The organism is Streptomyces sp. ISL-99, assembly GCF_018614005.1.
Lineage (GTDB): Bacteria > Actinomycetota > Actinomycetes > Streptomycetales > Streptomycetaceae > Streptomyces > Streptomyces flavidovirens.
In genome coordinates, this window is the sequence record NZ_JAGGPC010000004.1 from 35,365 (window position 1) to 48,409 (window position 13,045).

General features: G+C 70.5%; 9 protein-coding genes. 3 read left to right on the forward strand and 6 right to left on the reverse strand.

The window, feature by feature from the left end:
• Window positions 1–10 precede the first annotated feature (10 nt).
• Together metG and J7E91_RS02185 are read left to right on the forward strand one after the other, a co-directional pair.
• Window positions 11–1,630, forward strand: a complete 1,620-nt coding sequence (metG, locus tag J7E91_RS02180; protein ID WP_214898625.1) for a methionine--tRNA ligase — start codon at window positions 11–13, stop codon at window positions 1,628–1,630.
• 310 nt (window positions 1,631–1,940) lie between these two features.
• Window positions 1,941–4,025, forward strand: coding sequence for a hypothetical protein (locus tag J7E91_RS02185; protein WP_214898626.1), 2,085 nt, complete (start codon window positions 1,941–1,943; stop codon window positions 4,023–4,025).
• Between the two features lie 42 nt (window positions 4,026–4,067).
• Here J7E91_RS02185 and J7E91_RS02190 read toward each other — a convergent pair whose 3' ends face one another.
• Both J7E91_RS02190 and aspS read right to left on the reverse strand, forming a co-directional pair.
• Entirely contained in the window at window positions 4,068–4,865 is a 798-nt protein-coding gene (locus J7E91_RS02190; RefSeq protein WP_251015059.1) for a hypothetical protein, read from the reverse strand.
• A gap of 199 nt (window positions 4,866–5,064) precedes the next feature.
• Window positions 5,065–6,831, reverse strand: coding sequence for an aspartate--tRNA ligase (gene aspS / locus J7E91_RS02195; protein WP_214898627.1), 1,767 nt, complete (start codon window positions 6,829–6,831; stop codon window positions 5,065–5,067).
• 155 nt (window positions 6,832–6,986) lie between these two features.
• Between aspS and J7E91_RS02200 the strand changes: the two genes are divergently transcribed.
• Window positions 6,987–9,095, forward strand: coding sequence for a SpoIIE family protein phosphatase (locus J7E91_RS02200; protein WP_214898628.1), 2,109 nt, complete (start codon window positions 6,987–6,989; stop codon window positions 9,093–9,095).
• Between the two features lie 512 nt (window positions 9,096–9,607).
• On the opposite strand, the gene J7E91_RS02205 is transcribed toward J7E91_RS02200, so the two are convergent.
• The 4 genes from J7E91_RS02205 to J7E91_RS02220 form a co-directional block, all read right to left on the reverse strand.
• Window positions 9,608–10,702, reverse strand: coding sequence for an AI-2E family transporter (locus tag J7E91_RS02205; protein WP_214898629.1), 1,095 nt, complete (start codon window positions 10,700–10,702; stop codon window positions 9,608–9,610).
• A gap of 92 nt (window positions 10,703–10,794) precedes the next feature.
• Window positions 10,795–11,757 (reverse strand): pirin family protein, encoded by a 963-nt coding sequence (locus J7E91_RS02210; protein ID WP_214898630.1) that lies wholly within the window; start codon window positions 11,755–11,757, stop codon window positions 10,795–10,797.
• 160 nt (window positions 11,758–11,917) lie between these two features.
• On the reverse strand, window positions 11,918–12,466 hold the full coding sequence (locus J7E91_RS02215) for a hypothetical protein (RefSeq protein ID WP_214898632.1): 549 nt from the start codon (window positions 12,464–12,466) through the stop codon (window positions 11,918–11,920).
• A 103-nt stretch (window positions 12,467–12,569) separates the two neighbouring features.
• The gene (locus tag J7E91_RS02220) at window positions 12,570–13,031 is read right to left on the reverse strand and encodes an SseB family protein (protein ID WP_214898634.1); all 462 of its coding nucleotides are present in this window, start codon (window positions 13,029–13,031) and stop codon (window positions 12,570–12,572) included.
• Between the last annotated feature and the right edge of the window lie 14 nt (window positions 13,032–13,045).

The following is a 13,045-nucleotide window of genomic DNA, read 5'->3' on the forward strand; positions in this document are numbered from 1 at the left end:
GATTTCGCCCATGGCGGCCACTGGATCCGAGAAGCAGGGGACGAACGAAGGCGTGAAGGCCTTCTACGTATCGACCCCCATTTACTACGTCAACGACGCTCCTCACCTGGGCCACGCCTACACGACCGTTGCAGGGGACGTGCTCACGCGCTGGCACCGTCAGCGCGGCGAGAAGGTGTGGTACCTCACCGGCACGGACGAGCACGGTCAGAAGATCATGCGCACTGCCGAGGCGAACGGGGTCTCGCCCCAGGAGTGGTGCGACAAGCTCGTGGAGGAGGCCTGGCGGCCCCTCTGGGAGCACCTGAACATCGCGAACGACGACTTCATCCGTACGACGGAGAAGCGGCACACGGACCGTGTGCAGGAGTTCGTGCAGGACCTGTACGACAAGGGCGAGATCTACAAGGGCGGGTACGAAGGCCCGTACTGCGTGGGCTGCGAGGAGTACAAGCTCCCCGGCGACCTCATCGAGGCCGAGGACGGCACCAAGCTGTGCCCCGTCCACAAGAAGCCGGTGGAGATCCTCAAGGAGGAGAACTACTTCTTCAAGCTGAGCGAGTACGGCCCGAAGCTGCTCGACTTCTACGAGCAGAACCCCGGCTTCATCCAGCCCGAGTCCGCCCGCAACGAGGTCCTGAGCTTCGTCAGGCAGGGCCTGCAGGACCTGTCGATCTCCCGTTCCACCTTCGACTGGGGCATCCCGATCCCGTGGGACGACAAGCACGTCATCTACGTGTGGGTGGACGCGCTCCTCAACTACGCGACGGCCGTCGGCTACGGCGCGAACCAGGCGAAGTTCGACGAGACGTTCCCGGCCAACGTGCACCTGGTCGGCAAGGACATCCTGCGCTTCCACGCGGTGATCTGGCCGGCCATGCTGATGGCGCAGGGCCTGCCGGTGCCCGGCAGGGTCGCGGCCAACGGCTGGCTGATGGTCGGCGGCGAGAAGATGTCGAAGTCGAACCTGACCGGCATCAAGCCGCAGGACCTGACCTCCCACTTCGGTGTGGACGCCTACCGCTGGTACTTCCTGCGGGCGATCGCGTTCGGCAGCGACGGCTCCTTCTCGTGGGAGGACTTCACCGCCCGCTACACCTCCGAGCTGGCCAACGACTACGGCAACCTGGCCTCGCGCGTCGCGGCCATGGTCGGCAAGTACTTCGAGGGCGCCCTGCCGGCGGCCACGGCCCCGGGTGACGCCGAGAAGGCCGTCCAGGACGGCCTGAGCAAGGCGGTCGCCGAGGCGGACCGGAAGATCGGCGAGGAGCTGGACTTCCAGGGCGGCATCCTGGCGATCTTCGACTTCGTGAAGCAGGTCAACGGCTACATCACGGAGCAGGAGCCCTGGAAGGTCGCCAAGGACACTTCGGAGGAGGGCCGGGCTCGTCTCGCGACGATCCTCTACACCGCCGCCGAGTCCCTGCGCGGGGTCGCGGTCCTGCTGAACCCGGTCATGCCGGAGACGTCCCAGAAGCTGTGGGACTCCCTCGGCGCGGAGCCCGTACTGGGCGCCCTCGCGGACCAGCCGCTCCAGGAGGCGGCCGACTGGGGCCGGCTCCCGCAGGGCGTGACGGTGACGAAGGGCGCGGTGCTGTTCCCCCGCCTTGAGGACCCGAAGAAGATGTAATCGGAACCGGAGCTTCCGCGCAGCGGGGCCGGTCTGGGACACTCTCCCGGACCGGCCCCGCCGCGTTGTCCGCACATGCGCGCGGACAGGGTGGGCAGGGCGCCCGGATGCGGTTCCCATGCCACTGGCATCTGCCGTGTCTGCGGTGATGGCTGTCCCCGGCGCGTTGTGACGACGCCCGAGCACGGCATACGGTCACCCGCCGGCCCCCCACCGCCGCTGCCGCCCACCCCCACGCGGACGGCCGACGCCGGCTCCCCGGAACGGCTTCCCCGGCCGATCACCTCTCCCCGCCAGGAGTCCACTCACCATGCCCTCCGCCGGATCGTCCCCCCGCCGCGTCAAGCAGCTCGCCGCGCTGCTCGCGATGGCAGCCGCGTTCTGCGCGCAGCTGCTCGGCGCTCTGCTGGCCCAGGTGCCGGTGTTCGTCACCGCTGCCGCCGCCGGCCTCGCCCTCGATCTGTACCTGCGGCACCGGCAGCCCGCGCTGCTCTCGATGCTCAGCAGAATCCGCTTCGACGTCACCGTCCGGCAGCTGCTGCGCGACATGCTGATCCTGCTCGGCCTGCTGCGCATCGACGGCATCGATCCGCTGCGCGAGCAGGCTCCCCTGACCGTCGCGCTGCTCTTCGTCTACGCCCTGCACTTCGTCTGCCAGGCGGTCGCGGTGCTGGTCCGGCGCACCCGCACACTGCCCGTCGTCACCCGCAACATCGACGCCTCGGCGCTGCGGCCCTGCGCCGCTCCGCCGCGCCTCCTGGCCCGCCGCCCGGGTCACCGGCTGCTGACGTTCTCGGTGCCCGCCACGACGGGACTGCTCGTCACCGCCGTGACCGGGGACCTGCACGGCGGCGCCGCCGGCATCGGTGTCTCCCTCGTGCTGATGGCGGCCGGAACCGTCCACCTGGCCACGTGGCTGCTGCCGGGCAAGCGCCCCGCGAACACCGAGCAGACCCTGGAGTGGCTGGACACCTGGCTCGCGGAGTACCGGCCGACCGTGGCGATGTACTTCTCCGGCGGCACCTCGTCGGCGTACCAGGCGAACATGTGGCTCTCCACCCTCTCCGCACTGGACGGCAAGCCGCTGATCGTGCTGCGCGAACGCTTCATGGTGCAGAAGATCCAGGCCACGGACGTGCCGATCCTCTGCATCCCACGGGTCTCGCACCTGTTCGCCCTGGAGAACTCGACGCTGGCGATGATGCTGCACCCGGCGAACTCCGGTAAGACCTCGCAGGTGCTGCGCATCCCCTCCATCAAGCACGCCTTCACCAACCACGGCGAGAGCGACAAGCTGTCCAGCTGCAACCCGTACGCCAAGGCGTACGACGAGGTGTGGGTGGCGGGCCCGGCGGCCCGTGAGCGCTACCGGCTCGCCGAGATAGGCGTCGACGACAAGGACGTGGTGGAGGTGGGCCGCCCGCAGCTTGCCCCGATCCAGCCCTGGACGGGCGCGCCCGAGAGCACGTACACGACGGTGCTGTACGCACCGACCTGGGAGGGCTGGGACGGCAACCCCGGCAACACCTCGGTCGTCCTGGCCGGCGAGAACCTCGTCCGCGCGCTCCTGGACGACGAGGGCGTACGGCTGCTCTACAAGCCGCACCCGATGACCGGCTCCGTCGACCCGGCCGCCGGCGCGGCGGACCGGCGCATCCGGGCGATGATCACCGAGGCCGCCGCCAGGCGCTCCGGTCCCCGCCCCGACCTGGAGGCGGTGGCCGAAGCCGCCCGCCGCAGGGCCGAACTCGACCGGCTCACCAGCAGCGACTTCCGGGCCGGGGCCGACGAGCTGGAGCGGATGATGCTCCAGGGCAGGCCCGAAGAGGGCCGCGCGGCGCTCGTCGCGGCGGCCACGGAGGCCTGGGAGGAGGCGTACTGGGCGTCGTTCCCCGAGTGGGAGCACCAGATCGTCGTCACACCGCAGCTCGGCATCTACAGCTGCTTCAATCAGTCCCACCTGCTGATCAGCGATGTGTCGAGCGTCGTGTCGGACTACCTGCACAGCGAGAAGCCGTACGCCGTGGCCAACACCAGCGGCATGACGGAGGCGGACTTCCGGGCGAGCTTCCCGACCGTGCGCGCCGCCACCGTCCTCACCCCCGACGCGTCCGGCGTCCCGGAACTCCTGGAGTCCGTACGCCACCCGGAGAAGGACCTCCACAAGGAGGCCCGCGCGGAGCTGAAGGCGCACCTCCTCGGCCCCTCCGACCCGCCCTCCCTGGTCCGCTTCAACGCGGCCGCCCTCGCCCTGTGCGCCGAGGCCGACGAACGTCGCGCCCTCATGACGGCCAATCTCATGTCGGTGATCCCGAGTCAGCGCGGGCCCGGCCAGGACACCCCGGCGGAGCCGGCGCCCGGCGCGGGCGGCTCGTCGGAGCCGGCCAACGCGTAGGGCCGGACACCGGTGGGGGCGGGCGGCCGGGGCCGCCCGCCCTCACCTGCTCAGCGACGACTTGTCGCCCATCACCACCACCGGCTTCTTCGCCGGGTCCAGCGTGCGCAGCAGCTGCTTCATCACCGGCCGGCCGAACGACACACAGCCCTGCGTCGGCCCGTCGTGGTCGACATGCAGCCAGATCCCGCCGCCCCTGGACGCGCCCAGGGGCCGGGTCCAGTCCAGCGGGGTCGTGCCGGGCCTGCGGTTGTAGTTGATGGCGATGACGTAGTCGAAGGCGCCCGCCAGGGGCTCCCCCTCGGAGCCCGTGCCGCGGGCGGTGAAGGCGGAGCCCGTGTCGTACGTCAGCTTCGTGCCGGGGTCGGGGAGCAGGCCGCCCGCGTCGGTGAGGGTGAAGACGCCGACAGGGGAGCGCAGGTCCCCCTGGACGTGCCTGTCGGTCCAGCCGCGTACGGCGTTGTGGGTGGGCCAGGGGTTGCCCGGCCGCCAGGCCGCGCCGGGGCGTTCGCGCTCGTACAGGACCGCCGTGCCCCGGTTCTCGTCGCGGCCCTCGCCGGTGACGACCAGCGCCTGGCGGGTGTCGTCCGGGACCTGGCTGAGCGTCTTGGGGCCCAGGCCCGGCAGGCTGAGGAGCGGGCGGGGTGACCTCCGGGGTTCCGGTGCGGCTTTGCCGGCCTTACCGGCCTTGCCCCCGGACGGTCCGGGGGCGGGAGCGCCGGGGTCCGCGACGGCGTCCGAGGCGCGGGGGGTGATCGTGGTGCCGCAGCCCGTTGCCAGGAGTGCGGCGGCCGTCAGCAGCGCGGTCAGCGGAGCCATCGTTCGGTTCCGGCGCTTCATTTCGTCCCCTTCTTCTTGCTGCCGAACGTAAGAGAGCTTGCAGGTGTGTCGCGGCTCCGGCCGCCGGTGCCACCTGGGCATGTTCGTCGGTCCTTCACGACCGTTCAACGCGCCGAGGAACGGATCGGGTTGCCCGCAACCCGAAAGAAGGGGCCCGGAACCAGTCGGTTCCGGGCCCCTTCTCGGCGGCTTTACCCTGCTACTTCTCCGAAACCGGCTTCCGGAGCTGAATGTTGAGCTCCCGCAGCCGCGCCTCGTCCAGCGTCGTCGGCGCGCCCATCATCAGGTCCTGCGCGTTGCCGTTCAGCGGGAAGGCGATCGTCTCGCGGATGTTCGGCTCGTCGGCCAGCAGCATCACGATGCGGTCGATGCCCGGGGCGATGCCGCCGTGCGGCGGGGCGCCGAACTCGAAGGCGCGGAGCATGCCGGCGAACTCGCGCTCGACGGTCTCCTTGTCGTAGCCCGCGATCTCGAACGCCTTGAACATGATCTCGGGCTCGTGGTTCCGGATCGCGCCGGAGGACAGCTCGACGCCGTTGCAGACGATGTCGTACTGCCAGCCCAGGATGTCCAGCGGGTCCTGGGTCTCCAGGGCATCGAGGCCGCCCTGCGGCATCGAGAAGGGGTTGTGCGAGAAGTCGATCTTCCCGGTGAGCTCGTCCTTCTCGTACATCGGGAAGTCGACGATCCAGCAGAAGCGGAAGACGCCCTCTTCGAAGTGCCCGGCGCGCTTCGCCGCTTCGACCCGTACGGCCGACATGATCTTCGAGACCTCGTCGAACTCGCCCGCGCCGAAGAAGACCGCGTGGCCGGGGGCCAGCGACAGGCGCTCGGTGAGGACCTTGACGTTCTCCTCGGTGAGGAACTTCGCGATCGGGCCGCTCAGCGAACCGTCCTCGCCGACCCGCACCCAGGCAAGGCCCTTCGCGCCGTGCTCGACGGCGTAGTCACCGAGCCCGTCGAAGAACTTGCGGGACTGACCCGCCGTGTCCGGCACCGGCAGCGCGCGCACGTGCTTGCCCGCGAAGGCCTTGAACTCCGAGCCGGCGAAGACGTCGGAGATGTCGACGAGCTCCAGCTTGGCCCGCAGGTCGGGCTTGTCGTTGCCGTACTTCAGCATCGCCTCGCGGAACGGGATCCGCGGGAACGGCGACGTGACGTGGCGGCCGCCTCCGAACTCCTCGAAGAGCTCGGTCATCAGCTTCTCGATCGGCTGGAAGACGTCCTCCTGCTCGACGAAGCTCATCTCCACGTCGAGCTGGTAGAACTCGCCCGGCGAGCGGTCCGCGCGGGCGTCCTCGTCGCGGAAGCACGGCGCGATCTGGAAGTACCGGTCGAAGCCCGAGATCATCAGCAGCTGCTTGAACTGCTGCGGCGCCTGCGGCAGCGCGTAGAACTTGCCGGGGTTCAGACGCGACGGGACGACGAAGTCCCTCGCGCCCTCCGGCGAGGTCGCCGCCAGGATCGGCGTCGCCATCTCGTTGAAGCCGAGCGCCGTCATCTTGTGCCGGATGGCCGAGATGACGGCCGTACGCAGCATGATGTTGCGGTGCATGCGCTCGCGGCGCAGGTCGAGGAAGCGGTACTCGAGGCGGCGCTCCTCGCCCACCCCGTCGTCCGTGTTGATCTGGAACGGCAGCTGCTGCGACGCGCCCAGCAGCTCGACCTCCGCGACCTCTACCTCGATCTCGCCGGTCGGCAGGTCCGGGTTGACGTTCTCGGCGCCGCGCGAGACGACCCGGCCGTCGACGCGGACGACCGACTCCTTGTTGAGCTTGTCGAGGGCCTCGTACGCCGGGGTGCCGGGGCGGGCGACGAGCTGCGTGATGCCGTAGTGATCGCGCAGATCGATGAAGAGGATGCCGCCCAGGTCTCGACGATTGTGCAGCCAGCCGCTCAGCCGGACGTCGGTGTCGACGTCAGAGGCGCGGAGCTCGCCGCAGGTGTGGGACCTGTACCGATGCATCGTCGTTCATCCAGCCTTCGGGATTCGGGGTAGTCGGAGCACTCAAGGTTACCGCCCGGCGCGTCCCCTTAAATTTGCCTTTTTATTTGCCGTACGGGACCGGTCCGCAGGGGACTCACCCAGCCGGTCCGGCCGCGACCTGTAAAGATGAAGCAATGCGTACCGAGGACATCCTGGCCGCCATCGCGACCGGCCTGTGGCGCTGGGACAACGCATCCGGGGTCGTCACGCTCGACGCGGAGGCCGCCCGGCTGCTCGGGCTGCCCGCCGAGCCCGTGGCGCTCCCCGAGGCCGCCGTACGCTCCCGTTTCCACCCGGTCGACTGGAACGAGATCAACGGGGTCGTGAACCTCGCGGTCGCCGAAGGCACCCTCGCCGAGGCCCGGCTCCGGATCATGGATACGGAAGGACGGCTGCTCAGGACCGTACGAAGCCGCTCCAAGCCGGTGATCGAAGGCAGCGACTACCAGCTCTTCGGCACCCTCCAGGAAGTCGCCGAGCCGCGGCCGGGCGACGCCGCCCACACCCCCGTCACCGGCGACTGGCGCCGCTCCCGCGAGGCGTTCCTGCTGGACGCGGGGCGGGCGCTCGCGAAGGCGCGCTCCACGGCCGAGGTGCTGCGGGTGGCCGCCTCGCTCTCCATGCCCGGGTTCTCGCCGGACAGCCTCGCCGTCTTCGGCTCGTCGGGCGGCCGCATCACGGTCCTGGGGCACCACGGGTACGGGCCGGAGGATGATCTGCCCTTCACGGACATGCTGCGGGACACCGACCATCCGGCCTCGGAGGTCGTACGGACCGGCCGGGCCATCTATCTCTCCTCCCCGGAGGAGTACAGCCGCCGCTACCCCGCCGGCCGTCCCCTCGCCCGCAACCCCGAGCGCCGCTCCTGGGCCTTCGTGCCGCTGACGGTGGCCGGGCGCACCATGGGCGCCTGGATGGCCGGCTTCGCGCACCCCGTGGCCTTCACCCCCGACGAGCGCTCCGTGCTGACGACGGTCGCCAGGATGCTCGCGCAGGCCCTGGAGCGGGCCTCGGTCGCCGAGAACGAACGCGAGCTCTCGCTGGGCCTCCAGCGCTCGATGATGCCGACGCTGGGACCGGAGATCCCCGGCATGACGGTGGCCGCGCGGTACGTGCCGACCGGCGGCGGGCTCCAGGTCGGCGGCGACTGGTACGACATGATTCCGCTGCCCAGCGGACGAATAGCCCTGGTCATCGGCGACGTACAAGGGCACGACGTACGGGCGGCCGGCCTGATGGGCCAGCTCCGCATCGCCCTGCGCGCGTACGCCTCCGAGGGCCACCGCCCGGACGCGGTCCTCTCCCGCGCGTCCCGCTTCCTGCACGGCATCACTGACACCTACGGCCCCGCCGACTACTCCAGCCCCCGCTTCGCCACCTGCCTCTACATCGAGGCCGACCCGGCCACCGGCCACCTCGACATCGCCCGCGCGGGCCACCCCGAACCGGCGGTGCGCCTCAGCGACGGCACAGTACTGGTCCGGCCGACGGCCGGCGGCCTGCCGCTGGGCATCGTCCCGGACACGGACTACCCCACGACCCGCCTCGTCCTCGAACCGGGCGAGACGATCATGATCTGTACGGACGGCCTGATCGAGACCGGCGGCCACGACCTGGACACCGGCTGGGCCAGGCTCCGCAGCATCATGGAGGAGCACACCGGCGACAGCCTGGAGAAGCTCGCCGACGCCCTCGTCTCGGGCGTGCACGGCCCCTCCTCGCACCACACGACCGGCCCGCTCGTGGACCGCCGCGAGGACGACATCGCGGTCCTGCTGCTGTGCCGCGAGGGCACCGGCTGCGGCTGCGGGCCCGGTACGACGGTGACGCTGGCCCCCGTCCGGCGTACGGCGCTGACCGTGGCCCAGGCCGAGCCCGAACGCATCGCCGCCGCCCGGCAGCAGCTGCGGGACCTGCTGCACGACTGGTCGGACGCGGAGCAGCTCGACGCGGCCGTGCTGATGGTCTCGGAGATGGTCACCAACGTCCTGGTGCACACGGACGGCGACGCGCTGCTGATCGCCGAGGCGAAGGGCGAACCGGGCGTACGACGCCTGAGGGTCGAGGTGACGGACTCCAGCGACGAGCTGCCGCACAAGCGGCGCCCGGGGGAGATGGCGTCCAGCGGGCGCGGCCTGATCCTGATGGAGATGCTCGCGCACACGTGGGGGGTGGACCCGAAGGGCGAGGGCAAGTCGATCTGGTTCGAGCTGTACGAGGACGCCGAGTCGCGCGACCTTTAGACCTTGGGCCGGACGCGCGGGGCGCCTCTCCGCTGCGCGGGGCATTCCCCGACCCGCCCCTTCCCGCTGTGACATTTTGCGGCTCCGCCGCGCGAGGGGCGCTGCCCCAGACCCCGGACGCCCTACGGGCGTGTCCTCAAACGCCGGACGGGCTGGAGTCGGCCAGGGGTGCACTGGGACTCCGCCCCAGACCCCGCTCCTCAAACGCCGGAGGGGCTGAAACTGCCGCGTTGCGGAAACCGCCGACGGGCACGCCCGGCCCCGGCTCACCTGCCACGCCGCCGGTGAGGGGACGTGCCGGGGCGCTCCCCGCAGGGCGTTGAACGCAACCCCCGCGAACGAACCAGCACCTACCCGAACGTTCGACGCCCGAGGAGACGCCCCGGCGCGGCACCGCCCCCTTCGTAGGTCCCGACCAGCAAGCCCTCGAACAGATGCTCGCGACCTTCGAGCCGGGCCCCGACGGCGCCGTCCCGCCGCAGGCCATGTGACAGGACGCGCTACGGCCGGGGTTACCGCGTCACACCGCCCCCACCACCCCCACCGCCGCCGCCACCGGGCGAGGGCCGCTCGTACTCCCCCCGGCGCATCTCCCCGATCACCCCGAAGACCGCTGCCGTCAGCGGCACGGCGAGGAGCATCCCGAGGATGCCGGCGACGGACGCCCCGGCGGTGATCGCGAGCATCACCACGGCCGGATGCATCTGGACGGTCCGGCTCTGGATCACCGGCTGGAGGACGTGCCCCTCCAGCACCTGTACGGCCAGTACGACCCCGAGCGCCCACAGCGCGATCACGACCCCCCGGTCGGCGAGCGCGACGAGCACCGCGACCGCGCCGGAGATGAACGCGCCGAGGTACGGGATGTACGCGCCGACGAACACCAGCGCGCCGAGGCCGACCGCGCCGGGCACCCGCAGGATCAGCAGCCCGATGGTGATGAGGATGGCGTCGATGAGCGCGATGAACGTCGTACCGCGCATGAAGCCCTCGACGGCCTCGAAGGCGCGGCGGCCCATCGCCTCGACGGTGTCGCCGGTCGAGCCGGGCGCGAGCGACTTGAGGGTGTCGGCGGCCTTGTCCGAGTCCCGGAGGAAGAAGAAGATCAGCAGCAGCGCCAGGATGGCGACCGCGGCCATCTCCCCGACGACGCTGAGCCCGGTGATCACCCCGGACGCCGCCGTCCCGCCGAACTTCCCGAGCAGCTCCTTGGCGTTCGTGGCCACGTCGTCCAGCGAGGTGCCGGCCGCCCCGAGGTGCTGGGTCAGGTCCTTGGCGGCACGCCGGAGAGAGTCGAGGATCTGGTCGCCGTTCTCGATGAGCGCGCTGACGACGATGTACGAGGCGCCGCCGACGACGGCGACCACCGCGACACAGGTGAGCAGGGCGGCGAGCGACCGGTGCAGCCGCATCTTGATGAGCCGCCGGTGCAGCGGCCCGAGCAGCGCGGTGCCGAGGATGGCGAGCAGGACGGGCGTGACGGCGGTCTTGAAGGTGACGCACAGCCAGACCCCGACCGCGACGACCCCGGTGACGAGCAGCGCGACGACACACCAGGCGGCGACCCGGCGTGCGAAGTCGGGAAGGAGCGGCTCAGTCGTCTGCACCGCCCCAGCCGATCACGGAGGGCGCGGGACGGCCCGCCGGAGAGACCCGCCCGGGTGACAGACCGTCAGCCGGGCGGGCGCCACGGGCTTGTTTACTCGCCCATGCCGTGGACGGCCGGGATGGTGCCGAGGGCGCCGCGCTGGAAGTCCTCGAAGGCCTGCTTCAGCTCTTCCTGCGTGTTCATCACGAACGGCCCGTAGTGCGCCATCGGCTCCCGGATCGGCTGCCCGCCGAGGAGGACGACCTCCAGGTCGGGGGAGTTGGAGTCCTGGCGCTCGTCCGCCCTTACGGTCAGCGATCCGCCGTCGCCGAAGACCGCGGTCTGGCCCTTGCGGACGGGGCGGCGGTCCGTACCGACGGCGCCGCGCCCGGCCAGGACGTACGCCAGGCCGTTGAAGTCCGCGCGCCAGGGCAGCGTGATCTCCGCACCGGGGCGCAGCGTGGCGTGGATCATGGTGATCGGGGTGTGGGTGATGCCGGGGCCCTCGTGTCCGTCCAGCTCGCCCGCGATGACGCGGAGCAGCGCGCCGCCGTCGGGGGACGTCAGGAGCTGCACCTGGCCGCCGCGGATGTCCTGGTAGCGGGGGGCCATCATCTTGTCGGAGGCAGGCAGGTTGACCCACAGCTGGAGGCCGTGGAAGAGGCCGCCGGACATGACCAGCGACTCCGGCGGCGCCTCGATGTGGAGGATGCCGGCTCCGGCGGTCATCCACTGGGTGTCGCCGTTGCGGATGCTGCCGCCGCCACCGTTGCTGTCCTGGTGGACGAAGGTGCCGTCGATCAGGTACGTGACCGTCTCGAAGCCGCGGTGCGGGTGCCAGGGGGTGCCTTTCGGCTCCCCAGGCTGATACTCCACCTCGCCCATCTGGTCCATCATGATGAACGGGTCGAGGTACGTGTAGTTGATGCCGGCGAAGGCACGGCGTACCGGGAAGCCCTCACCCTCGAAACCGCCCGGAGCGGTCGTGACGGCCAGCACGGGACGCGCTACGGCGTCGGCCGGTGCGGCAACCCTCGGCAGGGTCAGCGGGTTCTCGACGGTTACTGCGGGCATGACGGGCCTCCTTGTACGTCACTTTAGTTGAACGTAGAACTTCCTGCCACCCACAACGACAAACGCCCGGGAGGAATTCCCCCCGGGCGCGAGTGGTACGGCCGCTGTGCGGCGACCAGGCTGCCCCCGTTCGAGGGGGCGCCTTCGCCTTCGTCGGCTGCTACTCCTTGATCTCGTTGATGCAGAGCACGAACTGCTTGCCCGAGCTGCGCCGGCCGCCGGTCTGCTCCCGGTAGCCGATGTCCGACTTGCCCTCGCACCTGGAGGTCTCCAGCGTGTCGGGGATGACCTCGACCACCTTGAACTTGGCGTCGACTCCTCCGCACTCCACCACCTGAAGGTCGGGGGTCACCGTGGAGCCGTTGTTCTTGAGGCAGTCGCCGGCCTCCGCCTTGTCGGCGTCGTCCTTGCTCGCGATGTAGCCCACCACGCACATGATGGCGACGATCACGCCGCCGATGATCTTCAGGATCGTCTTCGCGCCCAGCCCACCCCGCCTGGACGGCCCGGTGGGCGCCGGCGGCGGCCCCGCCCACTGCTGCTGCTGGGGCGGATACGGCTGCTGCTGTTGCTGCGGGTACCCGTATCCCGGCTGGGGCGGGTATCCCTGCGGCGGCTGCTGCTGCGGGTATCCCTGCGGCGGCGGCTGCTGCCCCTGCGGGTAGGGCTGGCTGTACGGGCCGGGGCCTTGCTGCGGCGGGTAGGTCATGCGGGAGTCCCCCGTGAGTGTTACGTCCTATTGACGTGAGCACGCTATGGCATGACACCGACATCCCCCCAGGGGGCCCAGCGTACGGGAATGGCGGTCTCGCTCAGCCGTACATCCGGCGCATCGCGAAGTCGACCATCTGCTCCACGGCCTTCGCGTCGAAGACCATGCGGTGCTCGCCCTCCATGTCGAGGACGAAGCCGTACCCGGTCGGCAGCAGGTCGATGACCTCCGCGCCCGTGATCACGAAGTACTTCGACTCCTTGCCGGCGTACTTCCGCAGCTCCTTGAGCGAGGTGAACATCGGGATCACCGGCTGCTGGGTGTTGTGCAGCGCGAGGAAGCCCGGGTTGTCACCGCGCGGGCAGTAGACCTTCGAGGTCGCGAAGATCTGCTGGAAGTCCTCGGCGGACAGCGATCCGGTCGTGAACGCTCGCACCCCGTCGGCGAGCGAGGGCGGCGACGGCTCCGGGTAGAGCGGCTGCTCGCCGTAGCCGCCCTGGGGCGGGGGCTGCGGCGGCGCGTACTGCTGCTGCCCACCCTGGTTCTGGTCGTAGCCGTACATGCGCGTAAGAGTAC

Coding starts and splice junctions, on each gene's coding strand:
- metG (WP_214898625.1), top strand. CDS start 11: ATGGCGGCCACTGGATCCGAGAAGCAGGGGACGAACGAAGGCGTGAAG.
- J7E91_RS02185 (WP_214898626.1), top strand. CDS start 1,941: ATGCCCTCCGCCGGATCGTCCCCCCGCCGCGTCAAGCAGCTCGCCGCG.
- J7E91_RS02190 (WP_251015059.1), bottom strand. CDS start 4,865: ATGAAGCGCCGGAACCGAACGATGGCTCCGCTGACCGCGCTGCTGACG.
- aspS (WP_214898627.1), bottom strand. CDS start 6,831: ATGCATCGGTACAGGTCCCACACCTGCGGCGAGCTCCGCGCCTCTGAC.
- J7E91_RS02200 (WP_214898628.1), top strand. CDS start 6,987: ATGCGTACCGAGGACATCCTGGCCGCCATCGCGACCGGCCTGTGGCGC.
- J7E91_RS02210 (WP_214898630.1), bottom strand. CDS start 11,757: ATGCCCGCAGTAACCGTCGAGAACCCGCTGACCCTGCCGAGGGTTGCC.
- J7E91_RS02215 (WP_214898632.1), bottom strand. CDS start 12,466: ATGACCTACCCGCCGCAGCAAGGCCCCGGCCCGTACAGCCAGCCCTAC.
- J7E91_RS02220 (WP_214898634.1), bottom strand. CDS start 13,031: ATGTACGGCTACGACCAGAACCAGGGTGGGCAGCAGCAGTACGCGCCG.